The organism is Spirochaeta thermophila DSM 6192 (assembly GCF_000147075.1).
In the GTDB taxonomy this organism is placed as follows: Bacteria; Spirochaetota; Spirochaetia; order Winmispirales; family Winmispiraceae; genus Winmispira; species Winmispira thermophila_A.
The window spans coordinates 1,961,683-1,987,064 of record NC_014484.1 but is presented as its reverse complement, the minus strand read 5'-3'; the positions used below and the strand labels follow the sequence as shown (position 1 = coordinate 1,987,064).

The window sequence follows — 25,382 nt, the reverse complement described above, 5'->3', positions numbered from 1 at the left end:
CCTTTTCAGCATAACAAAGGAGGGTTCGCCCGGGCCGTCCCGGGCGAACCCTCCCTCTCTCCGGAGGCTCGGGTATGGATGTGGTGAGTGCGATCCTCAGGACGTCGCTTCCCCTCGTCGTGATCGTTTCCCTGCAGGAAGAGGGGTGGGGCCGGCGCTCAGGGGGGTCCCCGGTTCGTGTTCCCATGTTTCTGTTGCTCCTCGTCTGGTTGTCCGCGCCGCTCGCCGTGGATCTGGGGCTCTATCGGTGGTTCAGGTTGGGTGTGCTCGTGTTCACCATGGCCTCGCTCCCTGTATTCTTCTCCCGGGTGAAGGCGGTGTCCGTATGGGGCCTGGGGTTGTGGACAGGGCTCGTGCTCTGGGAGTATTTCACCGATCATCCGGTGACCGTGGTGAGTCTTCTCAACAGCGAGTTCGTGGCGAGGATGCTCCTCATCGCAGGGAGCGTACTCCTCCTGCTCCTCTTCCATCACTATCTGCGCCTCCTCAAGGGATCGGTGCCGGGGCTTCTCTCTTCCCTGCTCGTGGGAGGAGGGCTCCTGGTGCTGGAAATCGTCCTGGCCGGTGAGGTGGTGCTCGAACTCGTGAGGTCGGACGTGCTCCCCCCCTCCCGCGGCCTGGTCGGTTTCTCCGCCCGGACCACACGATACGCACCCCTTTCGGGGTACCTCTTCCTCGCGGTCTGTGCGGTGATGGTGGGGTATGTCGCACTCGTGCACCGGCCGCGGCACGCGGCGGCGGAGCCGGAGGAGACGGGCCCGGAGCGGAGGAAGAGGTGTGCAGCCGCGAGGAGGCACCGGAGGCGGACGGCCGCCGGGGTGGTGGTCGTCCTCATGGTGGCCTTTCCCCTGCTCTTCCAGGACATATGGGGAGGAAGGGCCCCGCGTCTCTCTGCCGCGGAGGAGGTCGCCCTCTCCCCGGCTTCGGGTTCGGTGGAGATCCCTCTCGAGGAGGTCTCGGATGGAAATCTCCACCGCTACGCGTTCCTCTCGACGGAAGGCACGGCTGTGCGTTTCTTCGTGATAAACCGAGACCCTTCTGGGATGGATCCCGTCGCCGTGCTCGATGCCTGCATGCTCTGCGGTGATGCCGGATACGTCCAGGAGGGTGAGGACGTGATCTGCGTGGCCTGCGGGGTGAAGATGTTCATCCCCACCATAGGTGAGCCGGGGGGATGTAATCCGATTCCCATCGACTACACCGTCACCAGGGATATGGTGATGATAGGAGGCGATGTCCTGGAGAACGCAGCGGTGTACTTCCTCCAGGAGGAGTCGTTCTGAGAGTGAAGCGACACACGTCGCATGGAGGCCGTATGCAAGGACGGATCATCGCGGGATCCTTCTTGAGGGATCCCGGCAAGAAGGTGCTCGCAGGCGTGACGATGCTCTTCGCCTCGGCGCTCGTCTCGTTGCTCCTCAATCTCACGATGGACATCGGGGACAAGATGGCGAGGGAGCTCTCCTCCTATGGGGCGAATCTGCTCGTCACCCCCCGTACGCGCTCCACGGGTCTCAGGATAGGGAGCGTGGCATACAATCCGTTTGAGGATGTGGCATTCCTCGAAGAGTCCGACCTCCCGAAGATCAAGAGTATCTTCTGGCGGCACAACATCACCGCCTTCGCCCCCTTCCTCGAGAGTACGGCCGCCCTGTCGAACGGGGCTTCGGTGCCCCTGGTCGGCACCTACTTCTACAGGTCGATACCGGTCCCGGGTGGCCGTACCTTCTCCACAGGGGTGAAGACCCTCTACCGCTTCTGGGAGGTGGAAGGGAGGTTTCCGGAGGACGAGGCGGAGATGGTGGAGGTGCTGGTCGGGACGTCCCTCGCGCGTCGGCTCGGGGTCCGGCCTGGGGAGGTCCTCACACTGGAGGATGGTGGATCCCTCCTGGTCACGGGCATCCTGGCATCGGGAGGGGAGGAGGACGAGGTGATACTCGCTCCGCTCTCCTTTGTGCAGCGACATGCAGGCCTCGAGGGAAAGGTCTCCTACGTGCGGGTGGCGGCCCTCACCACGCCGGAGGATGCCCTTGCGAGGCGGGCGCGGCGGGATCCCGGCTCGCTCACCGACAGGGAGTGGGATCTCTGGTACTGCACGGCCTACGTGGGGGCCATCGCATACCAACTGGAGGAGGCGATTCCGAATGCCCGGGTCTCGCCCGTCTGGCAGGTGGCGGCCGGCCAGGGCGAGATCATGACCAAGGTACAGTTCTTCCTCGGGGTGATCACCATCGTGGCCACCATCGCGGCGGCCCTCGGAATCTCCTCCATCATGACCACCGTGGTGCTCGAGCGGTCGCGGGAGATCGGATTGATGAAGGCCCTGGGCGCACCACGCTTCCTCATCCTCTCCCAGTTCTACGTGGAGGCGGGGGTCATCGGCCTCCTGGGAGGGGCCATGGGCTGGGCACTCGGGTACGGGATGAGCGGAGTACTCTCCCTGCAGCTCTTCGGAAGAGGGGTGGGGTTCAGACCTGTTGCCATCCCCCTCGTGCTCCTCACCTCCCTCTTCTGCTCGCTCTTCGGGACCTGGTTCCCCTCGCGGATGATAGAGCGGATACGTCCTGCGGAGGTCCTCCATGGTTCGAAGTAGGGCGAACAGATGGGGGCGGAACCTCGCGGTCTTCGCCGGGTTCGTCGTCAAGGCCCTCGTCAACCAGCGCAACAGGACCGGCGTGATCCTCCTCTCCCTGGTGGTGGGAGCCGCGGTCTTCTCCGCCGTCTCTCTCGTGACGCTCGACGTTCCCGAGAAGATGAGCCGCGAACTGAGGAACTTCGGGGCGAACGTCCTCATCGTCCCTGCAGAGGGGATGACCGAGGTCCCGGAGGATCGCGTGGGAGAGGTCGTCTCCTCGTTTCCCGGGGAGGCCCTGGTGGGGTGGAGCCCGCTCCTGTACGGCAAGGTGCGTCTCGATCTGGGCGAGGCGATGCTCGCGGGTGGAAGATTCCCCGACATGAGGAAGGTCTTCCCCTACTGGCAGGTCGAGGGCTCCTGGATCGGTGTGCCCTTCGACGACCGGAACGTCATGGTGGGCTCTCGTCTCGCCGAGGCGATGGAGCTCGAGGTGGGGGATGAGGTCGTCCTCTACGGCGGGGACCGGGCAACACGATGGCGCATGCGTGTGAAGGGGATCGTCGAGACGGGCGGGGAAGAGGAGCTTCAGCTCTTCGTGAACATCGAGGTGGCGAGGGCCGTGCTCGACCGGGCCGAGGGCGTGGATCTCGCTGCCCTGAGCGTGGATACCCACGCGGTGGACCTCGAGTCCCATCTCGGACGGATCCAGGAGCGATTCTCCGACGTGCAGGTGAAACCCGTCCTGCAGATCGCCCGGTCCGAGGGTGCGGTGCTCGAGAAGGTCCGCGGCCTCTTCGTGGTGGTGGCGGCGGTGATGATGCTCATCGTGGTCATCTGTGTGATGACCACCCTCATCGCGGTGATCTCGGAGCGCCGGTACGAGATCGCCCTCATGCGGGCCATAGGGGCCGAGCTCTCCCATGTGGTGAGGAGGTTCGTCGCGGAACTCCTGGTGCTCTCGTCTTCTGGTGCCCTCGTGGGGGTGGTGCTGGGGTGGGGGATCGCCCAGTGGATAGGACGTTCGGTGTTCGGCACGTGGATCGATCTCGAGGCGGTGATACTCCCCTCGACCCTGGTGCTCACCGGTCTGGTGGCCCTCGTGGCCGCCTTTCCCGCCCTCTGGATCGCGGGCCGAATCGACCCGGCCCGCATCCTCAAGAACGAGTAGACATGAGGAGGTGAGACATGCGTTGCGTTCTGGAGCTCAAGGATATCACCCGATCGTACGGGTCGATCGATGCCCTCGACCGGCTCTCCCTCCGGGTGGAGGAAGGGGAGTGGCTCGCGATCATGGGGCCCTCCGGTGCAGGAAAGACCACGCTTCTCAACATACTCGCCCTCCTCGACACCCCCACCTCGGGGGAGTACATCCTCGATGGGAGCAAGACCGCCAGCCTCTCGGAACACGAACGGGCCGTGCTTCGGAGGGAGAAGATAGGGTTGGTGTTCCAGCAGTTCCATCTGGTGCCCTACCTCACCGCCCTGGAGAACGTGATGGTCGCCCAGTACTATCACAGTATGGCCGATCGGAGGGAAGCGGAGGCGGTGTTGAGGAAGGTGGGGCTCGGTGAGCGCCTCTCCCACAGGCCGTCCCAGCTCTCCGGAGGCGAGAAGCAGCGGGTCTGCATCGCCCGTGCACTGGTCAACGAGCCTGCGCTCCTCCTCGCGGACGAGCCCACCGGGAACCTCGACGAGAGGAACGAGGGGATCGTGCTCGACCTCTTCCGCGCGCTCAAACGGGAGGGGCGGACCATCATCATGGTGACCCACAACCCCAATCTGGCGAAGGAGGCGGACCGCATCGTGTACCTCAACCACGGCAGGATATCGCCCGTGAATCCCTTTGTGGAGGAGGTGGTGGATGCGCGTCCGTAGGGCCTTGTCCGCAGTGGTGGGGGTGCTGCTTCTCACGGCCGCGGGGTGTGGCCCGGAGCGCATCGTGCTCTCGGGCCTCGCGGACGGCCGGTACGAGGTGGTGCTCTCCGATCGCAGGGTGTACGGCTATGTGCCCTATATGGTGCTGGAGGTGAGAGGTGGACGGATCGCGGCGGTGGAGTACGACGAGCGGGACCCCCGCACCGGTCGTTCGAAGACGGGCGATGAAGCGCAGAACCGGGAGATGATGCGTCTGAGCGGAAGGGAATGGGGCGAGGTGGTGGAGGAGCTGGAGGGGCTCGTGCTCAAGGCAGGGAGCGAGCTCAGTCTGGATGCGGTGAGCGGGGCTACGAGGACCTCGGATGCCTTCCGGGAGGCGCTGGTGAGGGCGCTGGAGGAGGCGCGGGGAGGCGCCTCCGAGTAATCAGACCGCATTGACCCCCGTATGGGCGTCGGGGGCTCACGAGGCGGTGGGCTCGAAGAATGAGCCGATTCCGGTGAGGCGTTCCGAGATCTCCCAGAGACGGCGGGCATCCTCCTCCCGGTACGACCTGCGGGAGGAGGGGAGAGGCCTCCCGAACTTCCAGTACTTCCCCCCGATCTCTTCGAAAGGGATCTCGCATCCTACCTTTACGATGGACCGGGCAGAGAACTCCGGGCTCACCCCTTTCTTGCGCCTGAAGTACCACACGAGCCGTGAGATCGGAGATGTGTGTTTGAAGCCCATATCGGTGTCGACCAGGCCCGGATCCATCGCACATGCGGTGATGGGGAGGTCTTGCGCCCTGAGACGCCGTTCGAGCTCGTAGACGAAGAGGACGTTCGCGAGCTTTGATTGCCCGTAGGCGACCAGCCCGTGATAAAAGGTGAGGTTGAGGTTCCGCCAGTGGATGCGGCCCTGGGCATGGGAGCCGGAGCTCACCACCAGGATCCGGCCGTCCTGGTGGGATCTCGCGAGGAGCGGGAGGAGGAGGTGGGTGATGAGGAATGGCGCGAGGTGGTTCACCGCGAACTGGAGCTCTATCCCCTCGGGTGAGAGCATCTTTTTCGAGGTGTAGATCCCGGCGTTGTGGATGAGAAGGTCGAGGGAGGGTGGGGAGAATTCCCCGGCCCACCGGCGGATCGCCTCCTGGGAGGCGAGATCCACCTCGTACATGGTGAGGCGTGAGGTCTCGACCCCCTGGCTCTCGAGCCACGCGATGAGTTCCGTGCTTCGTGTCCGGTTTCTCGCCGTGCCCGCCACGGTCCACCCCCTTTCGAGGAGTTCCCAGACGAGGTGGCGGCCTATTCCGCCTGTGGCTCCTGTGACGAGTGCGTAGCGAGCGTCCATACCGCCTCCTGTCGCGTGTGTTCCCGATCAGGATAAAACAGTTGAATAAAAAAGTCAATTGAAACACTTGACCAAAACGAATGTTCGGACTACACTCTTAAACAGATGTTTTAAATCATTGATCGGAGGGTGCTATGGCCTATGCCTTGGTGACGGGTGCGAGCAGGGGATTGGGGCGGGCCTTTGCCGAGGAACTCGCAAAGCGAGGGTTCGATCTCCTCCTCGTATCGCTTCCGGGTGAAAGGCTCCCGCAGGTTGCCGACTCGCTCAGGAGACGGTACGGCATCGATGTGGACGCACTGGAGGGGGACATCACCTGCTCGGAGACGCGCGCACGTATACGGCGCATCCTCTCCCGGTATGGACATCTCAGCGTGGCGGTGAACAACGCAGGGTATGGGCATCCGGGTCCCTTCGATGTGTGGGATGTGGAGGAGTGGGAGGTCATGCTCCGGCTCAACGTGGAGGCCACGAGCGCCCTCTCTCACCTGGTGGTACCCTTTCTGGAGAGGGGGCGTCCTTCGTTCCTCCTCAATGTGGCGTCCCTCGCGGGATTCTTCCCCATGCCGTTCTTCGGCGTGTATGCCTCCTCCAAGAGCTATGTGCTCCACTTCACCTTGGCCTTGAGGGAGGAACTCAAGACAAAGGGGATCACCGTGGGGGTGTTGTGTCCCGGGGGGGTGCTCACGAACGCGCGCTCGATCGAGGAGGTACGCGCCCAGGGGCTTGCCGGTCGGCTCTCGAGCTTTCCTCCTCACAGGGTGGCATCCTATGCCCTCGAGGCACTCTTCAAGGGAAAGGCGCTCATCATACCGGGCTGGTTCAACCGCTTCCTGGTGAAGATCTCCTCGGTGGTTCCGAAGGAACTCGTCGCCGCGGTCACGGGGATACGATGGCGGTACGTGGCACACCGCATGTTCCACCCCGCCCGCTGCTCATGGAGGAGACGGATCCCTCATCCCTCCCGGGAGTGATCGTCCCGAATGAGGTCTGCCCGGGTGAGGAGCTCGAAGACCGTCTCCAAGTACTCCTTGCGGACCTCTTCGTCTATGGGTTTCCCGAGTATGAGCTCGAAGACCGGAGGGAGCACGAAGGGCATGAAGACCGCGCTCGCGAGGACGGCCGCGAGGTGACGCCTCTTCTCCTCGCGTACGTGAGGGGCCGTCTGGGCGAGGGTATCGATGAGGGCCTGGAAGAAGGCGCGCATGCCCTCCTCCTGGAAGGGGTAGGCGAACCTGCCTTCCGTGAAGAGGGTGTAGAGATGGGCCTGCGTGATCCTGGGGAAGCGGAACCCCCCCTCGAAGAGCTCTTCCATCACCCGTCTCAGTCGCTCCCCGGCCGGACGTTCATCCTCCTGAAGGACAGTGCGCGCATCCTCGAACGAGTTCCGTATGGTGACCCGCATGGCCTCTTCCAGAAGCCTCTCCTTTGAACGAAAATAGTAGTTGATGGCAGCGACGTTCACCCCCGCTTTCTCCGCGATCTTCCTCGTGGTGACGTGGGGAAGTCCGTACTCTTCGACGCATTCGATCGTGGCGAGGAGGATTCGTTCCTGGGTCGAGGGGGTTTCCACCTTTACGCTCCTGTGTTTCAAACTTATGTTTATATTGACACGGGGCGGATACGCCTGTCAACGGGAAAAGGAGGCGGTATGGCTCCACGTGTGGTACCCGATCACATCGAGGTGAAGCGGATCAAGGCCCTGCTCGAGGAGTGGATACGCAGGTTTCCCGCGCGGCTTCCCGGCACGCCGGGGTGCGAGGAGGCAGGAGAGGCGATCGAGGAGGCCTTCCGCCGGGCGGGGGTGAAGGCCTGGAGGGAGTCGTTCGTCTGCAGTCCGGACGCCTTCATGGGCTACCATGTGTACGTCTTCCTCCTCTATGCGGTGGGGGTGGTGTTCCTGGCCTATGGCTGGTCGCTTGCCGCGGGGCCCTGCTTTCTCGCGGCTCTCGCCATGGACCTCGGCGAGTTCGTCCTCTTCCTCCCTGTGGTGGACAGGCTCTTCCCCCGTAAGGTGTGCAGGAACGTGATCGCCGAGATCCCTGCGGCGAAGGAGGAGCACCTGGTGGTCTACGTGTGCGCGCACCACGATGCAGCCCGCGAGCTCCCTTACCTCAAGCGGAGGCAGGTCCTCTACCCCCTCAAGGTCCTCGGAGGCGAGGCCTTCACCCTTGGGGCGGCGCTCTGTGCCCTGGGCGTGGGGCTCGGGTGGTGGACCCTCGGCCCCGGATGGGTCGTCTTCTTCGTCCTGGGTATACCCTTCCTCTTCCAGCGTGCGACCTTCGTCTTCCGGCACGGGGTGCCGGGGGCGGGCGACAACCTCGTCGCCTGTGCCATGCTGGTGGAGCTCGCCCGGCTCTATGCCCGAAGGCCACCACAGTACCTCACGCTCCGCCTCGTGAGCTTCGACGCCGAGGAGTCGGGCCTTCGGGGTTCGGCGGCCTTTGTACGACGGCACCGGGATGAGCTCCGGGGGAAGGCCGCGGTGGTCCTCAACATCGACAGCATCTACCGGAGGGAGGACCTGCAGATCCTCGTCTCCGATATCAACGGGCTCCTCCCCCTCTCCGGGGAGCTCGCCTCCGCGGTGGCCAGGTGGGCCGAGGAGGAAGGGGTGGGGCTCCCTGTGCGGCGGATGACCTTTGGGGGAGGGGGCACGGATGCGGCCTCCTTTGCCCGAGCGGGGATCCCTGCGGTCTCGTTCATAGGGATCGCGAACCGGATGATACGGCGGAGGCTCGTCTACCACACCATGGCCGACCTGCCCCCTGCGGTGGAGGATGAGGCGGTGAGGGACCTCATGAGGGTGCTCCTCGTGGGCCTCCGAAGGCTTGATGAGGAGGGGTATGCCGTCTATAAGGAAGGGGAAACCGTGCCGAAAGGAGGACGCGATGAAGGTGCGACTCGTGATAGACGAGGAGGTGTTCGAGGCTGAGCTCTTCGATACCCCTCTGGGAAAGGCGATCGCTGCGCTCCTCCCCGTCGAGGGGAGGGGGGCCTTCTGGGGGAGCGAGATCTACTTCCCCATCGCCCTGAGGAGGTCGCTGGAACGGCCGCAGGAGCTCGTGCAGCCCGGGGATCTCGCCTACTGGCCCGGCGGTCCCTCGTTCTGCATCTTCTGGGGGCCCACCCCCATAAGCGGACCCGGCGAGATACGTCCTGCGAGCGAGGTGGAGGTCTTCGGGAGGATCACCTCTGACCTGGCTGGCTTCGACCGCGTGAAGTGGCCGGTGGTGCGCGTGGAGCGAGTGGAGTGATGCCGGCCTGTGAGTGGAGCCTCCCCGGAGGCTCACCATAGAGAAGGGGGCGGGTCGTTCCCGCCCCCTTGCTTGAGGAGGTTGCTATGAGCCGAGTACGGCTCTCACCTTCACTGTGGTACCCTCCGGCGCGAGGGGAAGGATGACCCCTGTCTCGGTGGGACCTCGGTGCTCGTTCACGGGGACTTCCCTCCCGTCGATAAAGAGGCGGGCCACGCCCTTCTCTACGTGTGAGGGGTTCTCCACGGTGATCTCGTAGGTCGCCCCGCGGTAGATCCGCTTCACGGTGTAGCCGTCCCACTCTGCGGGGATGCAGGGGTCGATCACCAGGCCGTCGAACTCAGGCCGTATTCCGAGGATCCACTGGCTTATGGCCACGAAGTTCCAGGCCGCGGTGCCCGTGAGCCAGGAGTTCTTCGCCTCGCCGTGTCTACGGGCGTCCTTGCCTGCGATCATCTGGGCGTAGACATAGGGCTCGGTGCGGTGGATCTCGCTTATGTCCTCCAGGTAGGCGGGTGCGATCTTCCGGTAGTACTCCCATGCCCGTGAGCCGCGGCCCGCGCGCGCCTCGGCGATCATCACCCATGGGTTGTTGTGGCAGAAGATGCCCGCGTTCTCCTTGTAGCCGGGGGGATAGCTGGAGATCTCACCGAGTTCGATGTAGTACCCGCTGTAGGCCGGCTGTTGGAGGACGATGCCGTACGGAGTGTCGAGGTGCTTCTTCACCGCATCGAGGGCCTTGAGGGGATAGCCCTTGTCCTTGCCGATCTCCGCCATACCGCACATGCCCTGGGGCTCGATGAAGATCTTGCCCTCCTCGCACTCCTTGCTCCCTACCTTTCGGCCGTAGTAGTCGTAGGCCCTGAGGTACCACTCGCCGTCCCACCCGTGCTCCTCCACGGCCTCGATCATCTCATCGATATGGCGTTCGGCCTCCCGTGCCTCCTCCTCGAGCCCCTTCCTCCGACAGATCTCCACGTAGTCCCTCCCTGCAAACACGAACAGGCCTGCGATGAAGACCGATTCGGCGGTCCGGCCCTTCTTGTTGTCGGCGGTCTGGAAGGACTCGTCCGGGTTGGTGGAGAAGCAGTTGAGGTTGAGGCAGTCGTTCCAGTCGGCGCGGCCGATGAGGGGAAGGCCGTGGGGGCCCAGGTTGTTCACCACGTGGTAGAAGGAGCGACGGAGGTGTTCGAGGAGCGGGGCGGCCTTGGCGGGGTCGTGGTCGAAGGGGACCTGCTCGTCGAGGATGCTCCAGTCTCCCGTCTCCTTGATGTAGGCTGCGGTGGAGAGGATGAGCCACAGGGGGTCGTCGTTGAAGTCGCCGCCTATGTCGTTGTTCCCGCGCTTGGTGAGGGGCTGGTACTGGTGGTAGCACCCGCCGTCCTCCATCTGGGTGGCGGCCACGTCGAGAATGCGCTGCTTGGCGAGCTCAGGTATCTGGTGCATGGAGCCGAGGATGTCCTGGTTGGTATCCCTGAAGCCGATGCCGCGGCCGATGCCGGATTCGAAGTACGAGGCGCTCCGGGCCATGTGGTAGGTGACGATGCACTGGTACTGGTTCCAGATGTTCACTTGGCGCATGAGCTTCTCTTCTTTGTGGGTGAGGACGAACCGACCGAGGAGGTCGTCCCAGTAGGCCTCGAGGTCGGTGAAGGCCCGTTCCACCTCATCGGGGCTGGAGAAGCGGTCGATGACGGCGCGGGCGGGTTTCTTGTTGATGATGCCGGGCGCCTCCCACTTCTCTTCGTCGGGGTTCTCGACGTAGCCGAGGATGAGGGTGAGGGACCGCGATTCGCCCGGCTCGAGATGGAGGTCGAAGCGGTGTACTGCGATGGGTGCCCACCCGTCGGCGACGGACTGGTAGGTGGTTCCTTCGAGCACGGCCCCGGGGTCCTGAAACCCGTTGTAGAGGCCGAAGAAGGTCTCCCTGTCGGAGTCGAAGCCGCTGTGGGGTGTGGTGCTCGCGTAGAAGGCGTAGTGGTTGCGCCGCTCGCGGTACTCGGTCTTGTGGTAGATGACCGAGTCGGCGATCTCGACCTCGCCGGTGGAGAAGTTGCGCTGGAAGTTGGTGAAGTCGTCGAGGGCGTTCCAGAGGCACCACTCGAGGCCCGCGTAGAAGGTGAGGTCTTTGGGCCGGTGTCCTTTGTTGGTGATGACCACATCCTGGAGCTCTGCGTGCACGCCTCGGGGCACGAAGAACCTGATGCGGACCTCTACCCCGTCCTTCTCGCCGGTGATGATGGTGTAGCCCATGCCGTGACGGCACTCGTACCGATCGAGGGGGGTGCGGGCCGGTTTCCATGCGGGCGACCAGATGGTCGCTCCGTCCTTCACGTAGAAGAAGCGGGATCCCTCGTCGGTGGGGATGTTGTTGTACCGGTAGCGGGTGATCCTCCGGAAACGGGCGTCTCGGTAGAACGAGTAGCCGCCTGCAAAGTTGGAGACAAGGGAAAAGAAGGCCTCCTGGCCGAGGTAGTTGATCCAGGGATAGGGGGTCTGGGGAGAGGTGATGACGTACTCCTTCCGTACGTCGTCGAAGTGTCCGAATTTCATGTGCGCCTCGCTCCATTGAGTTTATTTCACACGTCAACCAACACGATAGAGGAAAATTTCCGTGCTGTCAAGTGTGAAAAGAGGTTTATAAATGCGCGTGCAAAAAAACGAGGGACAGAGAGAGCTGGAGCGTGTGGGGAGGTGTGCCGATAGGGGAATAGGAGGTGTGTATGGAGGTGAGAGAGCGGCTTGCCCGGCTGCGTGAGGTGATGCGCGAGGAGGGGGTCTCGGCGTACGTGGTGCACGATGCGGATCCCCACCTGAGCGAGTACCCGCCCGACCACTGGAGGGCGCGCTCGTATCTCTCGGGGTTCGAGGGGTCGGCGGGGGTGCTGGTGGTGACGCAGGATCGGGCGGGGCTGTGGACCGACAGCCGGTACTTCCTCGAGGCGGAGGCGGTGCTCGAGGGTACGGGGATCGAGTTGTTCCGTGAGGGGTCTGCGGGGGTGCCGTGGTGGGGTGAGTGGGTGGCGCGGGAGGTGCGGGAGGGAGGGGTGGTGGGGTTCGATGGCAGGGTGTGGCCGAAGAGGGTGGTGGACAGGCTGCGGTGGGTGTGCGGGGATGCGGGGGTGAGGGTGAGGAGCGTGGATCTGGTGGGGCGGGTGTGGGGGGGGCGGCCCGGGCTGCCCGCCGGACCGGTATGGGTGGTGCCTGAGGCGAGGGCGGGGATGGGGAGGGGGGAGAAGCTCGCACGGGTCCGTGAGGAGATGGAGCGGGAGGGGGTGGACTGGGTGGTGCTCGTAGGGCTCGACGAGGTGGGCTGGGTGTGCAATATCCGCGGGGGGGATGTGGCGTACAATCCGGTGGCGTTGGGGTATGCGGTGGTGGGGAGGGAGGAGGCGTGGGTGTTTTTGCGGGAGGGTGCGGTGGGGGAGGGGGTGAGGGAGGTGCTGAAGCGGGATGGGTGGGGGGTGAGGGGGTACGAGGAGGTGGAGGAGGCGGTGCGGGGGCTGTGGCGGAGGGTGTGGCTGGATCCGGAGCGGGTGCCGGCGGCAGTGTGGGATTGGGTGCAGGGGGAGGTGGTGGAGGGGGTCTCGCCGGTGGTGCGGATGAAGGTGCGGAAGGGGCGGGCGGAGCGGGAGGGGTTTGAGGGGGCGATGGTGCGGGATGGGAGGGCGCTCGTGCGGTTCGTGCGGTGGCTTGAGGGGGAGTGGGAGCGGGGGAGGGTGTACACGGAGCGGGAGTTGGCGGCGCGGCTCGGGGAGGAGCGGCGGAGGGAGGAGGGGTTCATCTGTGAGAGCTTCGCCCCCATCGTCGGGTTCGGGCCCAACGGGGCGGTGGTGCACTACAACCCTGCGCGGATGGCGCCGGCGCGGGTGGAGGGGGAGGGGCTCCTCCTGGTGGACAGCGGGGCGCACTACCGGTGGGGGTCCACCGACATCACGCGGGTCTTCTGCAAGGGGACCCCTACCGAGGCGCAGTGCCGGGACTACACCCTGGTCCTCAAGGCCCACATCGCCCTCGCCTCCCTCGCCTTTCCTGCAGGGCTGTCCGGCCTTCACCTGGATGCGGTGGCCCGTGGGGTCCTCGCCCGTCACGGGCTCGGGTACGGGCATGGGACGGGACACGGGGTGGGGCATGTGCTCTGCGTCCACGAGGGGCCCGTCTCGTTCAGGCCCGATGGTGCTCCCTTTCCCCTCGAGGAGGGGATGATCCTCTCGGTGGAGCCGGGGGTGTATCGGACGGGGAAGTGGGGGATCAGGTTGGAAAACCTGGTGTGGGTGGAGGAGCGGGAGCAGAACGAGTTCGGGAGGTTCCTGGGGTTCAGGCCGCTCACGCTCTTCCCCTTCGAGCGGGCCCTCATCGTGAAGGACCTGCTCACCCATGAGGAGCTCGCCTGGCTCGAGGGCTACCACCGGATGGTGCGGGAGGTGCTCGGGGATGCGCTGGATGGGGAGGATGCGCGTTGGCTCGAGGATCGGTGTCGGCCCCTGTGAGGGATGGAATGGGGATCGTGTGCGTGGTATGCTGGGGGACGTAGTAGTGCACACAATCATGTGAAGGAGTGAGACATGCTCGGAGGCATAGAGGCAGGGGGAACCAAATGGGTCTGTGCCGTGGCCTCCTCGCCCGATTGTATCCTCGAGGAGGTCCGGTTCCCCACCACCACCCCGGAGGAGACGATCGGCCGGGCCCTCTCGTTCTTCAGGGAGATGGAGGCCCGGCACGGCCGGCTTGCGGCCCTGGGGATAGGGTGCTTCGGGCCGGTGGACGTGGGAGAGGGGTCTCCCTCCTGGGGGTTCATCACCACCACGCCCAAACCGGGATGGCGGGACACGGGGGTGGCGGGGGTCTTCCAGGAGGAGCTGGGGGTGCCGGTGGGGTTTGACACCGATGTGAACGCGGCCGCCTTGGGCGAGTGCTCCTATGGGGCGGCGCAGGGGCTCGCGAACGTGGTCTACCTCACGGTGGGGACCGGGATCGGGGCAGGGGTGGTGGTGGATGGCAGGCCGGTCCACGGCCTGGTGCATCCCGAGGCGGGGCACGTGCTCGTGCGCCGTCACCCCGATGATACGTACGGAGGCCGGTGCCCGTTCCACGGCGACTGCCTCGAGGGGATGGCCTCCGGCCCTGCCCTCGCCGAGCGGTGGGGGATGAGGGGGGAGGAGATCCCGCCCGAGCATGAGGCCTGGAGGATGGAGGCCTTCTACCTCGCACAGGGGGTGATGAACCTGGTCCTTGCGGTCTCTCCCGAGCGGGTCATCCTCGGGGGAGGGGTGATGCAGCAGGGGCATCTCTTCCCCCTGGTGCGCTCCGAGCTCCTCCGGCTCCTGGCCGGGTACGTGGGGCATCCTGCGATCACCGAGCAGGTGGAGGACTACCTGGTGCCGCCCGGCCTGGGGCAGCGGGCGGGGATCGTGGGGGCGCTGGTCCTCGCGGCGCGGACGGCGCCGTAGAGGGCTCCCCTGCGGCACCGTCCCGGGTGTGCTCCTTCTTTTTAAAGAAGCACGGAGGGGAAGTATGGAGGTGCACACGATGAGAGGACTGCAGTCGGTGATCCGGCTTTCCACCCACAGGCGGGAGGAGCTGGTGGATATTACGAGGGAGGTGGAGGAGGTGGTGGCCCGGAGTGGGGTGCGCAGCGGATTGTGCAACGTCTACGTGCAGGGCGCCACGGCGGGGATCATGATCCAGGAAAACTGGGATGATTCGGTACAGGAGGATGCCCTCGACCTGCTTCGAAGGCTCATCCCCCGAGGGGTGTGGCGCCACGACAGGCAGGATGGGAACGGCGATGCCCACCTCAAGTCGGGGCTCGTGGGACCGTCTGAGACCATTCCGGTCATCGACGGCCGGCTCGGGCTTTCCACCTGGCAGAACATCTTCCTCTGCGAGTTCGACGGGCCTCGGGCCGAGCGTCGGGTGGTCGTGACCGTGCTTCCGTTGGAGACTCCCCATGCCGAGGACTGAGGCCCTCATCTTCCGCCCCGCGCTCGAGGTCTCGTTCGAGGAGTTCGGTATCCTCATCCCCATTGCGGACGACAGGACGAGCCGTGTCCTCGCCTCCCTCCGGGAGGCAGGGGTGGATACCTCGCGGCTCGTGCAGGTGGTGGAGGAACCCCTCATCACCAGAGAGGATCTGCTCAGGGTCCACGAGCCCTCCTATGTGGAGGACCTCTTCTCTTCCGGACTCGAGCGGCGGCTCCTCGAGGCCTATGAGCTCGTGGACGAGAGGGGCGGGTACGTGCGCTACGCCCCCGAACGCGCGAGCCGTCCCCTCTCGGAGCTCCTCACCCGGGTGCTCCTGGGCGCCACCTGCACCTACCTCGCCTGTCTCCGGGCCCTCCGGGCAGGCCATGCCTTCTCCTGTGCGGGCGGCTACCACCATGCCCACGCGGGCTTTGGCCACGGCTTCTGCGTGATCAACGACGTGGTGATCGCCCTCCGACGACTGATGGCCGAGGGGCGTATCCGGCGCGCCTGGGTGGTGGACGTGGATGTGCACAAGGGGGACGGAACCGCAGCCCTCACCAAGGATGATCCCTCGATCGCCACCTTGAGCATCCACATGGCGGCCGGCTGGCCCCTCTCGCTTCCCTCGACCCTTCCCGATGGACGACCTCACCCCTCCCACATCCCCAGCACGGTCGAGATCCCGGTAGCGCGGGGCGAGGAAGCCCGCTACCACGAGCTGCTCGGAGAGGGGCTTACCCGCCTCGAGGAGCACCTTCCCCACCCCGACCTCGCGGTGGTGGTCTGGGGCGCCGATCCCTATGAAAAGGACGAGCTCCCCTCCGCGGCCGAGCTCTCGCTCTCGCTCGAGGCCCTCTTCGAGCGGGACCTGCTCCTGTGGGAGTTCATGCGCGCGCGGGAGGTGCCTGCCGCCTTTCTCATGGCCGGCGGCTACGGCCCTCACGCCTGGGAGCCCTTCGCCCGGTTTCTGAGGTGGGTCTTTCAAGGCGAGGGTAACGTCAATTGCTAAGAAAATATTGACTCTTTTTTCTCTATTGCCTATGATAGGAGTATACCTCTTCTCTAAGAGAAGGCCCCGGCCGGTACGGTGCGGCGTCTTCTCGAGGAGTCTGTGAGGATCTGATCCAGAGGGGGTTCCCTGATGGAGAGGCGTCTCGGTGTGGTCTCCCTGCTCATCCACGATCGTTCCCACATCCAGCGGGTGAACACCCTGCTCTCGGAGTACGCGCCCCTCATCCTGGGGAGAATGGGACTTCCCCTCCGCGAGAAGGGGGTGCACGTCATCGCCCTCATCGTGGAGGGGACGACGGATGACCTGGGGGCGCTCACCGGAAAGCTCGGGAGGATACCCGGCCTCAAGGTGAAGTCCCACCTCACAGACTTCCGGGAGTGAGAAAGACCCGGAGGTGTGTATGAACCCAGTACGATCGGCATCCCTGGTGGAAAAGGTGTTCATCGACAGGGACAAGCTCTACTCCATGCTCCAGGAGCGGCCTCCTTCGCGGAGCCGGCTCCAGGAGATCCTCAACAAGGCCTTGCTCCTCGAAGGGCTCTCACTCGAGGAGGCGGCCGAGCTCCTCCTGGTGGAGGACCACGAGGGCATACGGATGATGATGGAGGCCTCCCGGATCGTGAAGCAGGAGATCTACGGCAGGCGGCTCGTGCTCTTTGCCCCGCTCTACATCGCCAATGCCTGCGACAACAACTGCGTCTACTGCGGATTCAGGAAGGCCAACACGCGTCTCAAGCGGGTGGTGCTCTCGATTCCCGAGGTGGAACACGAGGTGGCCGCCCTTCTCAGACAGGGGCACAAGCGCCTCCTCATGCTCACCGGCGAGTCCGAGGAGAGCCCGCTCGACTACTTCATCGAGGGCCTCAGGGCGGCCTACCGGGTGAGGGTGGGCCCGCACAACATCCGTCGGATCAACGTGGAGATCGCCCCCCTCGATGTGGAGGGGTTCAGGCGGCTCAAGGCCGAGCACATCGGGACCTACACCTGTTTCCAGGAGACCTACGATCCCGTGCTCTACAAGAAGTACCACCCCTCGGGTCCCAAGTCCGATTACGAGTGGCGGCTCCTGGTGATGGACAGGGCCATGGAGGCCGGGATCGACGATGTGGGGATTGGGGCACTCTTCGGCCTTGCCGACTACCGCTTCGAGGTGCTCGCCCTCCTCGAGCACGCCCGGCACCTCGAGGAGGCCTTCGGGTGTGGGCCGCACACCGTGAGTGTGCCCAGGATCGAGCCTGCGGAGGGGGCGCCGCTCTCGTATCGTGTGCCGCACCCCGTGAACGACGAGGACTTCAAGAAGCTGGTGGCCGTCATCAGGCTCTCCCTGCCCTACACCGGCATCATTCTCACCACGAGGGAACGGGAGGAACTGCGGAACGAGCTCTTCCACTACGGGGTGAGCCAGATCTCGGCAGGCTCTCGCACCAACCCCGGCGCCTACGACGACCACGACCACCCCGACTCGGGCGCCCAGTTCTCCCTGGGCGATCACCGCTCCCTCGAGGAGGTGATCTCCTGCCTCATCGATCAGGGCTACATCCCTTCCTTCTGCACGGGGTGCTACCGGAAGGGCAGGGTAGGGGTGGACTTCATGGACCTTGCCAAGCCCGGGCTCATCAAGGCCTTCTGTCTCCCGAACGCCCTCTTCACCTTCAAGGAGTACCTGGAGGATTTCGCCTCGGAGGACGTGCGTCGGAGGGGGAATGCGCTCATCGAACGCCTCGTGCGGGAGGAGGTGCCCGCGCACAGGAAGGACCGCACATGGGAAGGGCTCGAGAAGGTGGCGCAGGGTGAGCGCGACGTCTATCTATAAGGAGGGAAGATGAGGATGGTGGAGGAAGGGAGCGGGCTGGCCGTCGCAATCCCCCCCCATGCGACCGAGGCCGAGGCGCGAAAGGCGGTGGAGGAGTGGTGGCGGATGCCCCTTCCCCTGCTGGTGAAGGAGGCCGACCGCGTGTGCCGTCGCGTCCACGGCGACGGGGTGTACCTGCGGGGCCTCCTCGAGTTCTCGAACTACTGCAGGAAGGATTGCCTCTACTGTGGCATCCGCAGGAGCAACCGGAAGGTCCGCCGCTACCGCCTCGACGAGGAGGTGATCCTCGCCGTAGTGCGGGAGGCCTTTGCCCGGGGGTTTCGCACGTTTGTCCTCCAAAGCGGCGAGGATCCTGCCTGGCCCGCCGAACGCCTCGCCCGCCTGGTGGAGAGGGTGAAGCAGGAGACCCGGGGCGAGGCGGCGGTGACCCTGAGCTGCGGGCTCATGAGCCGTGAGGACTACCGCCTGCTCCGCGAGGCCGGGGCCGACCGCTACCTCATGCGGTTTGAGACCGCAGACCCGGTCCTCCACCGCAGGCTGCGCGGGATGGACCTGGATCGGAGGCTCGAGGGGCTGCACCACCTGCGCGACCTGGACTACGAGGTGGGCTCAGGGTTCATGGTGGGGCTTCCTGGCGAGACCGAGGAGACCATGTGGGAGAATCTCCTCCTCTGCCGGCGCCTCGATCTCGACATGGTGGGGATAGGCCCCTTCATCCCCCACCCGGAGACCCCCCTTGCCCATGCCCCCCAGGTCCCGCTCGAGCGGACCATCCGGGCGGTCGCCATCCTTAGGCTCCTCCTCCCCGGCGCCAACCTCCCCGGCACCACCGCGGCCGGCACCCTCGAGCCGGACGGGAGGGAAAAGATGCTCGCCGCGGGCGGGAACGTCCTCATGCCCAACATCACCCCGGTCGCACACAAGAAGGACTACCTACTCTATCCCGGAAAGATCTGTCTCGATGAGGACGGATTCCACTGCGTGGGCTGCCTCACCATGCGCGTGGCCACGGTGGGCAAGCGGATCGAGTGGGAGCGAGGGGCCTCACGCCAGTACCTCTGGAGGCACCATGGAAGACGTGCGGAAGTACATAGGGCCTGAGACCAGGAAGGCCCTCTCCAACTTCGGCGAGGGAGGCCTCCCGCGTGAGCTGATCGGAGCCTATGCCGAGGTGAAGCAGGCGGTCCTCTCTGCGATCCAGGAGGTGGAGCAGCGCTGGTCCCCTCCCGTGTGGAAGTCCCTCTCCCGCGCGGTGGAGGAGGTGAAGTCCGGAGGCCTCGACGACCAGTTCCCCCTTCCCCTGTTTCAGGGAGGTGCGGGTACGAGCATCAACATGAACGTCAACGAGGTGATCGCGGCCCGTGCCAACGAGCTCCTCGAGGAGGAGGGGTGTCCCGAACGGGTGGACGCCCTGGATGACGTGAACCGCTACCAGTCCACCAACGACACCTTCCCCACCGCGGTCACCATCGTGCTCTACTGGCGGCTCCTCCACCTGGAGCAGCAGGTGATACGGCTTCAGGCGGCCCTCGCCGAGCGGGAAGGCCGGTACGCCCACATCCTCATGGTGGGGCGGACCGAGCTCCAGGACGCCCTCCCCATCACCCTGGGCCAGGTCTTTGGTTCGTGGGCCGGGATGTTCGAGCGTGACAGGTGGCGGCTCCACAAGATAAAGGAGCGCATCCGGACCGTCCCCCTCGGCGGCACGGCCGTGGGCACCGGTTTCCCGGCCCCGGCCATGGTGGTGTTCGCGGCAGAGGAGGCCCTCAGGCGGATCACCGGGCTTCCCCTGGCCCGGAGCCAGAACCTGCCGGACGAGGTGGCCCACCAGGACAAGTGGTCGGAGCTCGCCCACGGGATACGCCAGGTGGCCGAGAACCTCGTAAAGCTCACCGGCGACCTCCTCCTCTACACCTCCTCGTTCCTGGGAGAGCTCGGACATCCCGAGGTCCAGGCAGGGAGTACCATCATGGCGGCCAAGACCAATCCCGTGTTCCTCGAGTACGCCCGCGGCCTCGCCTTCAGCGCCCAGCACGCCTGCGATGCGGTGAGCACCCTCTCGCAGCAGGGGCAGCTCCAGCTCAACCCCTACCTTCCCTTCATCCTCCACCACCTCCTCCAGGCCTTCACCATGGTGGGGACGGCCCTTGAGACCCTCACCGAGAGGCTCCTCCCCGCCCTCGAGGTGCGGGAGGATCGCATCCATGCCCACCTCCTCGCCTCGCACACCCTGCTCAACGCCCTTCTCCCCCTCCTCGGCTACCATGGGGTGAAGGAGCTCTACCGACTCCACCCCGAGCCGTTCTCGAGTATGGATGAGCTCGTGAGGTTTGTGGTAGATCACACCGACCTCGAGGAGGTCGAGGTGCGGGCGGCCCTCGATCCCGGTCGGGCCACCTCGTTCGTGAGGAGGGTGCGGTGAGAGGAAGGGGATGCATCCCGCACGACCTTCTCCTAAGGAGGGACTTGTGACCACCACCCCCCTTGCCGAACGGACGCGCATCGTGCTCTTTGGCCTGAGAAACGCAGGCAAGTCGAGCCTCATGAACGCCATCTTCGAGAAGGAGGTGGCCATCGTCTCGGATCAGCCCGGGACCACCACCGACCCCGTCACCCGGGCCTATGAGCTCATCGGCGCAGGTCCCGTGGCCTTCACCGATACCGCGGGCCTCGACGACGAGGGGCCGCTCGGCTCGATCCGGATCGAGCGGGCGAAGAAGGCCCTCGCCCAGGCGGACATCGCCCTCCTGGTGACCCCCCTCACCCGCCCCCCGCACCCGCTCGAGGACCGGCTCCTGGAGGAGGTGCGGCGGCGGGGGATCCCTTACCTGGTGGCGGCGAGCTTTGCAGACCAGGCCCCCGATCCCGCCAAGGAGGCCTGGCTCGCCTCCCTTCCCCACGTCCGGGTGGCAAGCCCCTCCCGTGAGGGCGTCCGCACCCTCACCTCCAGGCTCGTGCACCTGGTGGCCTCCCTAGCCCCCGAGCCCACCCCGCTCGAGGGCCTCGTCCGGGAGGGCGACCTCCTCGTCCTGGTGGTGCCCATCGACCTCGCAGCCCCCAAGGGCCGTCTCATCCTCCCCCAGGTGGAGACCCTGCGCGACGCCCTCGACCGGGACTGCGCCGCCCTGGTGGTGAAGGAGCGGGAGCTCTCGCTCTTCTTCCCCCGGCTCCCCCACCGCCCTCGCCTCGTCATCACCGACAGCCAGGCCTTCCACAAGGTGGCCGCCGACATCCCGCCCGACCAGCCCCTCACCTCGTTCTCCATCCTCTTTGCGCGAAAGAAGGGCGACCTCGCCCGGTACGTGAGAGGCCTTGCCGCCCTCACCGCCTTCCCCGAGGGGAAGCGCGTCCTGGTGGTGGAGGCCTGCTCCCACCACCGGCAACCTGACGACATCGCCACCGTGAAGATACCCCGCCTCTTCCACCAGCTCGTGGACCCCGCCGTACCCTTCGACCACGCCCGCGAGCTCCCCGAGGACCTCTCGCCCTACGGCCTCGTGATCCACTGTGGGGGATGCATGGTCACCCGCCGCGCCGTGCTCGCCCGCCTCGACCGCCTCGCCGAGGCCGGGGTGCCGGTGACCAACTACGGGCTCTTCCTCGCCTGGGCCCACGGCCTCCTCCCCCGGGCACTCGAGCCCTTCCCCTACGAGTACGAGCTCTACTGCACCGAGGTGGGAGGCGGGGTGGAGACGAGGATCTAGGAGGGATCCTCACGCCGCCGTCCGAGTCCTCCTTCCGGATCGGGCCCGGAAAAGAAGACGGAGTGTGGCGCCCTCCCGTGGTGACCGGTGCCCGAGGGTGCGATCCGGTTCCGGGCCTATGCCTCTTCCCACAGGCTGAAGATCCCATCCGCTGCAAAGGCGAGGAGGGCCGAGAGGAGAGCCCCCGAGAGGATGAGGGCCGGGTTGTCCCTGACCAGCCCTGCGATGATCACCACGCCCAGCCCGCCTGCCCCCACCACGGCTCCCAGCGTGGCCGTTCCCACGTTGATCACCACACTCGTGCGGAGCCCTGCGAGGATCACCGGCCAGGCGAGCGGCAGCTCCACCTCCCTGAGGATACCTCCGGGCTCCATGCCCATGCCCCGCGCCGCTTCCTTTACCGAGGGGTCCACCGCACGCATGCCTGCGATGGTGTTGTTGAGCGGAGGGAGCATCCCGTAGAGGAAGAGGGCCGCCACTGCGGGGGCGAATCCAAACCCAAGGGCAGGTACCGCAAAGGTGATGACCGCCACCGGAGGGATGGTCTGTATCCCCGCCACCACCGACTGCACCCCCTCGAGCAGGTAGGAGAACCGGGGTCTCGTCACGAGGATCCCCACCCCCAGGCCGAAGGCCGCCGCGACCGCGCTCGAGACGAGCACCATCACCACGTGCTGGAGGAGGAGTACCCCCATGGACTCGCGTTCATAGACGAGGATTTCCCCTTGGAATCCCAGCAGACGCAAGACCCCTTCGAGGATGTCCTCCCGGGTGAGCAGGACGAGGAGCGTGAGGATCACTCCTGTCCTTATCGTCCTCGCGAGACGTCGCCTCATCTGCCCCTCCGGACGAGCGCCTGGATCTCCTTGAGTCCTGCGATACCCAGGATCCCGCCATGCTCCTCCACCGCGAGCATCGGAGCCCCGCTCTCCAGGAGAAGGGAAAGCCCCTCCTTCACCGTGGCAGCACCGGGAACACGGGGCAGTTCTTCTGGGATCGTGGAGGGTGCAGGGCGTGCGATTTCCTCCATCGTATGACACTCGAGGAGGAGGAGCACGCTCTCCGAGCCCAGGAAGGTCTTCACGAACCCGTCGCCCGAGCGCACGAGATCCTCGGTGGCCGCTTCCCTCACCACGCGGCCTTCCCGCATGAGGATGATCCTGTCTCCCAGGCGGATGGCCTCTCCCATGTCGTGGGTCACGAAGACCACGGTCTTCCTGAGACGTCGTTGGATCGCGAGGAACTCCTCCTGGAGGCGGGAGCGGGTGAGGGGATCGGCCGCACCGAAGGGTTCGTCCATGAGGATCACCGGTGGATCGGCCGCAAGGGCCCGGGCCACCCCCACCCGCTGGGCCTCTCCCCCTGAGAGCTGGTGAGGCATCTTCCGGGCGTACTCCTCGGGAGGGAGTCCCACCATCTCGAGGAGCTCGAGGGCCCGGGCCCTCTGCTGCTCGGGGGGCCACCCCAGGAGCCGGGGTACCGTGCAGATGTTCCGTTCCACGGTCCAGTGGGGGAAGAGGCCGATGTGCTGGATCACGTATCCCATGGAACGTCTGAGCTCCACCGGATCGTATGAGGAGAGGGGGCGCCCCCGGTAGAGGACTTCTCCCCCGTCCGGCTCTATGAGGCGGTTGAGGATGCGGAGCGTGGTGGACTTGCCGCACCCCGAGGGGCCGATGAGCACGGTGAGCCGGCCTTCCGGTATGCTGAAGGAAGTGCCATCGAGGGCCACCGTTTCTCCGAATCGTTTCACGAGATTCCGACACTCAAACACGGCTCGTCCTTTCCTTGAAGCATGTGATGACCAGGGCCCACGCACGGTCGACCCCCAGGGAGAGGAGGACGGTGGGGAGCACCCCCAGGGCGATGAGGTCGTAGGCCGACTGGCCCAGCCCCTGGAAGATGAAGCGCCCGAACCCCCCGGCCCCTATGAGGGCGGCCACCGTGGTGGTCCCCACCACCTGTACCGAGGCGGTACGGAGGCCGGCGAGGATCACGGGGAGGGAGACGGGGATCTCCACCCAGAAGAGACGCTGGAGGGGGGAGAGCCCCATGCCCCGGGCCGCCTCGAGCAACCCCTTTTCGAGGAGCGAGAGCCCGGCCGCGGTGGTGCGCACGATGGGGAGGAGGGCGTAGAGGGAGAGGGCGATGAGTGCAGGGGTGTTCCCCAGACCGCTGATTCCCACGTCCCTCAGGACCGGGACGGCCTCGGAGAGGGCCGCGAGTGGGGCGATGAGGAGGCCGAAGAGGGCGAGGCTCGGGATGGTCTGGATCCCCCCGGTGAAGGAGAACACGACTCCACCCGCCTTCTTGTTCTTATGCGCGAGGATCCCGAGGGGGATGCCTGCAAGGGTGGCGATGAGGATGCCCGCGCCCGAGAGGCTGAGGTGTGCAGCGGTCTCCTGGAGGAACACACGCCTCCTGGTGGCGAACTCACGCATCACTCCCAGGCCGTCGAGGGCCCCTGAGAGGAGGAGTGCCACCATGCCGAGGAGGGCGAGGGCCGTTCCCCACTTCCGTGTCTGGAGGGCACCGCTGTACCGGGCCCTCGCGAGGAGGACGATGCCGGCTGCCTCATAGGCGAAGAAGCCCGTACCGGGGTTGATGCGGGCGGGTGGGGAAGGGGCGTGGAGGCGGGCAAGGACGGCGAGGAGGATCCAGGGGACGAGGATGGAGAGACCGGCGAGCAAAGGGCGGAGGCGGGGAGCTCGTTCCTTCCATTCCAGAAGGAGCACCACACCGAGCGATCCGAGGAGGACGAGGGTGGAAAGGGGGTCGAGCCGTACCGGCACACCGGGGGCCACCCTGTTCGGGACGGCCCATGCAAAGGGGAGGAGGAGACCGAGACATGTCGCAGCCCCTCCTCCCATGAGGAGTATGCGTTCCCTTTCCATACTCAGTCGGAGATGAATCCCTTCCGAACGAGGTACTCCCGTGCCACCACGGCCGGATCCTCTCCCTCCACGGCGATCCGTGCGTTGAGCGACTGGAGCGTGGTGAGGGTGAGGCTCTTGAACACAGGTTCGAGGATCTCCTCGATCTCGGGATACGTCTTGAGCACCTCTTCTCTCACCACCGGGGCCGGTTCGTAGACCGGTTGTACCCCGAGGTTGTCCTCGAGGACCACGAGCCCGAGCGCGGCGAGCTGCCCGTCGGTTCCGTAGGCCATGGCTGCGTTCACCCCGTCGGTCCCCTCTGCGGCTGCACGTTCGGTGGTGGCGGTATTGCCTCCCGAGAGCACGAGCATCTGCGATTTTGCGAGGGTGAATCCGTAGGCCTCTTCGAAGGCGGGGAGGGCGTCCGGGCGGGAGACGAACTCCTCCGAGACCGCGATCTTGAACTCGCCACCCTGTTCGATGTAGCGGGCGAGATCCTCCAGGGTGGAGAGAGAACCCCCTGCGAGGTCCTTCCGCACCGCGATCGCCCAGGTGTTGTTGGCAGGTGCGGGCTCGAGCCAGACGAGGCGGTGGGTCTCGTAGTCCAGATCTCTCACGGTCCGGTAGGCCTCGATCCTGTCCTTCCACACGTCCCGCGGGGCTTCGGGATAGAAGAACCCGCCGTTGCCTGTGTACTCGGGATAGATGTCGATCTGGCCGTTTATGATGGCCTTGCGTACGATGTCCGTGGGACCGAGCTGGACCTTGTTTTCCACCGCGAAGCCGTGCTCTTCGAGGAGGATGACGATCATGGTGCCCAGGAGGGCTCCTTCGGTGTCTATCTTCGATGCCACGGTGATCGGGCCCCTGGTCTCTTCCTGCTTCTTTGCGCAGGAGATGACGAGCGAAAAGATAAGAAATACGGAGAGAAACAGGAGAACGAATTTCCTCAAAACAACCCCCTGAATAGTGT

24 protein-coding genes are annotated in these 25,382 nt (G+C 65.5%); 17 read left to right on the top strand and 7 right to left on the bottom strand.

The window, feature by feature from the left end:
* Window positions 1-74: 74 nt before the first annotated feature.
* Genes STHERM_RS12690 through STHERM_RS09030 form a run of 5 tightly spaced genes read left to right on the top strand, consistent with a single transcriptional unit; the run spans window position 75 to window position 4,874 of the window.
* Window positions 75-1,283, top strand: a complete 1,209-nt coding sequence (locus tag STHERM_RS12690; protein WP_013314590.1) for a Fe-S-containing protein — start codon at window positions 75-77, stop codon at window positions 1,281-1,283.
* Window positions 1,284-1,315: 32 nt separating this feature from the next.
* Window positions 1,316-2,593, top strand: coding sequence for an ABC transporter permease (locus tag STHERM_RS09045; RefSeq protein WP_013314589.1), 1,278 nt, complete (start codon window positions 1,316-1,318; stop codon window positions 2,591-2,593).
* On the top strand, window positions 2,580-3,743 hold the full coding sequence (locus tag STHERM_RS09040; protein WP_013314588.1) for an ABC transporter permease: 1,164 nt from the start codon (window positions 2,580-2,582) through the stop codon (window positions 3,741-3,743). Before STHERM_RS09045 ends, STHERM_RS09040 begins: the two co-directional genes overlap by 14 nt.
* A 17-nt stretch (window positions 3,744-3,760) precedes the next feature.
* Window positions 3,761-4,450 (top strand): ABC transporter ATP-binding protein, encoded by a 690-nt coding sequence (locus tag STHERM_RS09035; RefSeq protein WP_013314587.1) that lies wholly within the window; start codon window positions 3,761-3,763, stop codon window positions 4,448-4,450.
* Window positions 4,437-4,874: an FMN-binding protein gene (locus STHERM_RS09030; protein ID WP_013314586.1), complete on the top strand. Its 438-nt coding sequence runs from the start codon at window positions 4,437-4,439 to the stop codon at window positions 4,872-4,874. Before STHERM_RS09035 ends, STHERM_RS09030 begins: the two co-directional genes overlap by 14 nt.
* Window positions 4,875-4,910: 36 nt before the next feature.
* Here the strand turns inward: STHERM_RS09030 and STHERM_RS09025 are convergent, their stop codons facing one another.
* Window positions 4,911-5,780 (bottom strand): SDR family NAD(P)-dependent oxidoreductase, encoded by an 870-nt coding sequence (locus STHERM_RS09025; RefSeq protein WP_013314585.1) that lies wholly within the window; start codon window positions 5,778-5,780, stop codon window positions 4,911-4,913.
* 134 nt (window positions 5,781-5,914) lie between these two features.
* Between STHERM_RS09025 and STHERM_RS09020 the strand changes: the two genes are divergently transcribed.
* Entirely contained in the window at window positions 5,915-6,754 is an 840-nt protein-coding gene (locus STHERM_RS09020; protein ID WP_013314584.1) for an SDR family NAD(P)-dependent oxidoreductase, read from the top strand.
* On the opposite strand, the gene STHERM_RS09015 is transcribed toward STHERM_RS09020, so the two are convergent.
* Entirely contained in the window at window positions 6,736-7,374 is a 639-nt protein-coding gene (locus STHERM_RS09015; protein ID WP_237223256.1) for a TetR/AcrR family transcriptional regulator, read from the bottom strand. The two genes, STHERM_RS09020 and STHERM_RS09015, sit on opposite strands and share 19 nt — an antisense overlap.
* Before the next feature lie 57 nt (window positions 7,375-7,431).
* On the opposite strand from STHERM_RS09015, the gene STHERM_RS09010 reads away from it, so the two are divergent.
* Together STHERM_RS09010 and STHERM_RS09005 are read left to right on the top strand one after the other, a co-directional pair.
* Window positions 7,432-8,715 carry a M28 family metallopeptidase gene (locus STHERM_RS09010; RefSeq protein WP_013314582.1) on the top strand — a complete coding sequence of 428 codons (1,284 nt, stop codon included), beginning with the start codon at window positions 7,432-7,434 and terminating at the stop codon, window positions 8,713-8,715.
* On the top strand, window positions 8,672-9,037 hold the full coding sequence (locus tag STHERM_RS09005) for a cyclophilin-like fold protein (RefSeq protein ID WP_013314581.1): 366 nt from the start codon (window positions 8,672-8,674) through the stop codon (window positions 9,035-9,037). The genes STHERM_RS09010 and STHERM_RS09005 overlap by 44 nt, the downstream gene beginning before the upstream one ends.
* A gap of 84 nt (window positions 9,038-9,121) precedes the next feature.
* Here STHERM_RS09005 and STHERM_RS09000 read toward each other — a convergent pair whose 3' ends face one another.
* Window positions 9,122-11,590 (bottom strand): GH36-type glycosyl hydrolase domain-containing protein, encoded by a 2,469-nt coding sequence (locus tag STHERM_RS09000; RefSeq protein WP_013314580.1) that lies wholly within the window; start codon window positions 11,588-11,590, stop codon window positions 9,122-9,124.
* 170 nt (window positions 11,591-11,760) lie between these two features.
* Between STHERM_RS09000 and STHERM_RS08995 the strand changes: the two genes are divergently transcribed.
* The 9 genes from STHERM_RS08995 to hydF all read left to right on the top strand — a co-directional run bounded on the left by STHERM_RS08995 (window position 11,761) and on the right by hydF (window position 21,533).
* Complete coding sequence (locus tag STHERM_RS08995) at window positions 11,761-13,527, top strand: M24 family metallopeptidase (protein WP_013314579.1); 1,767 nt, start codon at window positions 11,761-11,763, stop codon at window positions 13,525-13,527.
* A 75-nt stretch (window positions 13,528-13,602) separates the two neighbouring features.
* Window positions 13,603-14,487: an ROK family protein gene (locus tag STHERM_RS08990; RefSeq protein ID WP_013314578.1), complete on the top strand. Its 885-nt coding sequence runs from the start codon at window positions 13,603-13,605 to the stop codon at window positions 14,485-14,487.
* A 79-nt stretch (window positions 14,488-14,566) separates the two neighbouring features.
* Window positions 14,567-15,001 (top strand): secondary thiamine-phosphate synthase enzyme YjbQ, encoded by a 435-nt coding sequence (locus STHERM_RS08985; protein ID WP_013314577.1) that lies wholly within the window; start codon window positions 14,567-14,569, stop codon window positions 14,999-15,001.
* Window positions 14,988-16,013 (top strand): histone deacetylase, encoded by a 1,026-nt coding sequence (locus STHERM_RS08980; protein ID WP_013314576.1) that lies wholly within the window; start codon window positions 14,988-14,990, stop codon window positions 16,011-16,013. Before STHERM_RS08985 ends, STHERM_RS08980 begins: the two co-directional genes overlap by 14 nt.
* A gap of 132 nt (window positions 16,014-16,145) precedes the next feature.
* Window positions 16,146-16,397, top strand: a complete 252-nt coding sequence (locus tag STHERM_RS08975; protein WP_013314575.1) for a TM1266 family iron-only hydrogenase system putative regulator — start codon at window positions 16,146-16,148, stop codon at window positions 16,395-16,397.
* Window positions 16,398-16,416: 19 nt separating this feature from the next.
* Window positions 16,417-17,829 carry a [FeFe] hydrogenase H-cluster radical SAM maturase HydG gene (gene hydG, locus STHERM_RS08970; protein WP_013314574.1) on the top strand — a complete coding sequence of 471 codons (1,413 nt, stop codon included), beginning with the start codon at window positions 16,417-16,419 and terminating at the stop codon, window positions 17,827-17,829.
* A 9-nt stretch (window positions 17,830-17,838) separates the two neighbouring features.
* Window positions 17,839-18,930, top strand: a complete 1,092-nt coding sequence (gene hydE / locus STHERM_RS08965; protein WP_013314573.1) for a [FeFe] hydrogenase H-cluster radical SAM maturase HydE — start codon at window positions 17,839-17,841, stop codon at window positions 18,928-18,930.
* A complete protein-coding gene (locus tag STHERM_RS08960) occupies window positions 18,899-20,251 on the top strand; it encodes a lyase family protein (RefSeq protein ID WP_041623517.1) in 1,353 nt (450 codons plus the stop codon). Before hydE ends, STHERM_RS08960 begins: the two co-directional genes overlap by 32 nt.
* 46 nt (window positions 20,252-20,297) lie before the next feature.
* Window positions 20,298-21,533: a [FeFe] hydrogenase H-cluster maturation GTPase HydF gene (hydF, locus tag STHERM_RS08955; protein ID WP_041623515.1), complete on the top strand. Its 1,236-nt coding sequence runs from the start codon at window positions 20,298-20,300 to the stop codon at window positions 21,531-21,533.
* 116 nt (window positions 21,534-21,649) lie between these two features.
* On the opposite strand, the gene STHERM_RS08950 is transcribed toward hydF, so the two are convergent.
* Genes STHERM_RS08950 through osmF form a run of 4 tightly spaced genes read right to left on the bottom strand, consistent with a single transcriptional unit; the run spans window position 21,650 to window position 25,362 of the window.
* Entirely contained in the window at window positions 21,650-22,369 is a 720-nt protein-coding gene (locus STHERM_RS08950) for an ABC transporter permease (RefSeq protein ID WP_013314570.1), read from the bottom strand.
* Entirely contained in the window at window positions 22,366-23,286 is a 921-nt protein-coding gene (locus tag STHERM_RS08945; protein WP_237223254.1) for an ABC transporter ATP-binding protein, read from the bottom strand. Before STHERM_RS08945 ends, STHERM_RS08950 begins: the two co-directional genes overlap by 4 nt.
* Window positions 23,287-23,299: 13 nt before the next feature.
* A complete protein-coding gene (locus tag STHERM_RS08940) occupies window positions 23,300-24,427 on the bottom strand; it encodes an ABC transporter permease (RefSeq protein ID WP_013314568.1) in 1,128 nt (375 codons plus the stop codon).
* Window positions 24,428-24,429: 2 nt separating this feature from the next.
* Window positions 24,430-25,362 (bottom strand): ABC transporter substrate-binding protein, encoded by a 933-nt coding sequence (osmF, locus tag STHERM_RS08935; RefSeq protein WP_041623512.1) that lies wholly within the window; start codon window positions 25,360-25,362, stop codon window positions 24,430-24,432.
* Between the last annotated feature and the right edge of the window lie 20 nt (window positions 25,363-25,382).

What these genes read in the sequence shown, in the direction of transcription:
- STHERM_RS08940 (WP_013314568.1), bottom strand. Translation starts at nt 24,427, where the DNA reads ATGGAAAGGGAACGCATACTCCTCATGGGAGGAGGGGCTGCGACATGT.
- STHERM_RS08960 (WP_041623517.1), top strand. Translation starts at nt 18,899, where the DNA reads ATGGAAGACGTGCGGAAGTACATAGGGCCTGAGACCAGGAAGGCCCTC.
- STHERM_RS09010 (WP_013314582.1), top strand. Translation starts at nt 7,432, where the DNA reads ATGGCTCCACGTGTGGTACCCGATCACATCGAGGTGAAGCGGATCAAG.
- STHERM_RS08975 (WP_013314575.1), top strand. Translation starts at nt 16,146, where the DNA reads ATGGAGAGGCGTCTCGGTGTGGTCTCCCTGCTCATCCACGATCGTTCC.
- STHERM_RS09045 (WP_013314589.1), top strand. Translation starts at nt 1,316, where the DNA reads ATGCAAGGACGGATCATCGCGGGATCCTTCTTGAGGGATCCCGGCAAG.
- STHERM_RS08995 (WP_013314579.1), top strand. Translation starts at nt 11,761, where the DNA reads ATGGAGGTGAGAGAGCGGCTTGCCCGGCTGCGTGAGGTGATGCGCGAG.
- STHERM_RS09040 (WP_013314588.1), top strand. Translation starts at nt 2,580, where the DNA reads ATGGTTCGAAGTAGGGCGAACAGATGGGGGCGGAACCTCGCGGTCTTC.
- STHERM_RS08985 (WP_013314577.1), top strand. Translation starts at nt 14,567, where the DNA reads ATGAGAGGACTGCAGTCGGTGATCCGGCTTTCCACCCACAGGCGGGAG.
- STHERM_RS08950 (WP_013314570.1), bottom strand. Translation starts at nt 22,369, where the DNA reads ATGAGGCGACGTCTCGCGAGGACGATAAGGACAGGAGTGATCCTCACG.
- STHERM_RS09025 (WP_013314585.1), bottom strand. Translation starts at nt 5,780, where the DNA reads ATGGACGCTCGCTACGCACTCGTCACAGGAGCCACAGGCGGAATAGGC.
- STHERM_RS12690 (WP_013314590.1), top strand. Translation starts at nt 75, where the DNA reads ATGGATGTGGTGAGTGCGATCCTCAGGACGTCGCTTCCCCTCGTCGTG.
- STHERM_RS09035 (WP_013314587.1), top strand. Translation starts at nt 3,761, where the DNA reads ATGCGTTGCGTTCTGGAGCTCAAGGATATCACCCGATCGTACGGGTCG.
- STHERM_RS09000 (WP_013314580.1), bottom strand. Translation starts at nt 11,590, where the DNA reads ATGAAATTCGGACACTTCGACGACGTACGGAAGGAGTACGTCATCACC.
- STHERM_RS09020 (WP_013314584.1), top strand. Translation starts at nt 5,915, where the DNA reads ATGGCCTATGCCTTGGTGACGGGTGCGAGCAGGGGATTGGGGCGGGCC.
- STHERM_RS08990 (WP_013314578.1), top strand. Translation starts at nt 13,603, where the DNA reads ATGCTCGGAGGCATAGAGGCAGGGGGAACCAAATGGGTCTGTGCCGTG.
- hydG (WP_013314574.1), top strand. Translation starts at nt 16,417, where the DNA reads ATGAACCCAGTACGATCGGCATCCCTGGTGGAAAAGGTGTTCATCGAC.
- hydE (WP_013314573.1), top strand. Translation starts at nt 17,839, where the DNA reads ATGAGGATGGTGGAGGAAGGGAGCGGGCTGGCCGTCGCAATCCCCCCC.
- STHERM_RS08980 (WP_013314576.1), top strand. Translation starts at nt 14,988, where the DNA reads ATGCCGAGGACTGAGGCCCTCATCTTCCGCCCCGCGCTCGAGGTCTCG.
- STHERM_RS09030 (WP_013314586.1), top strand. Translation starts at nt 4,437, where the DNA reads ATGCGCGTCCGTAGGGCCTTGTCCGCAGTGGTGGGGGTGCTGCTTCTC.
- STHERM_RS09005 (WP_013314581.1), top strand. Translation starts at nt 8,672, where the DNA reads ATGAAGGTGCGACTCGTGATAGACGAGGAGGTGTTCGAGGCTGAGCTC.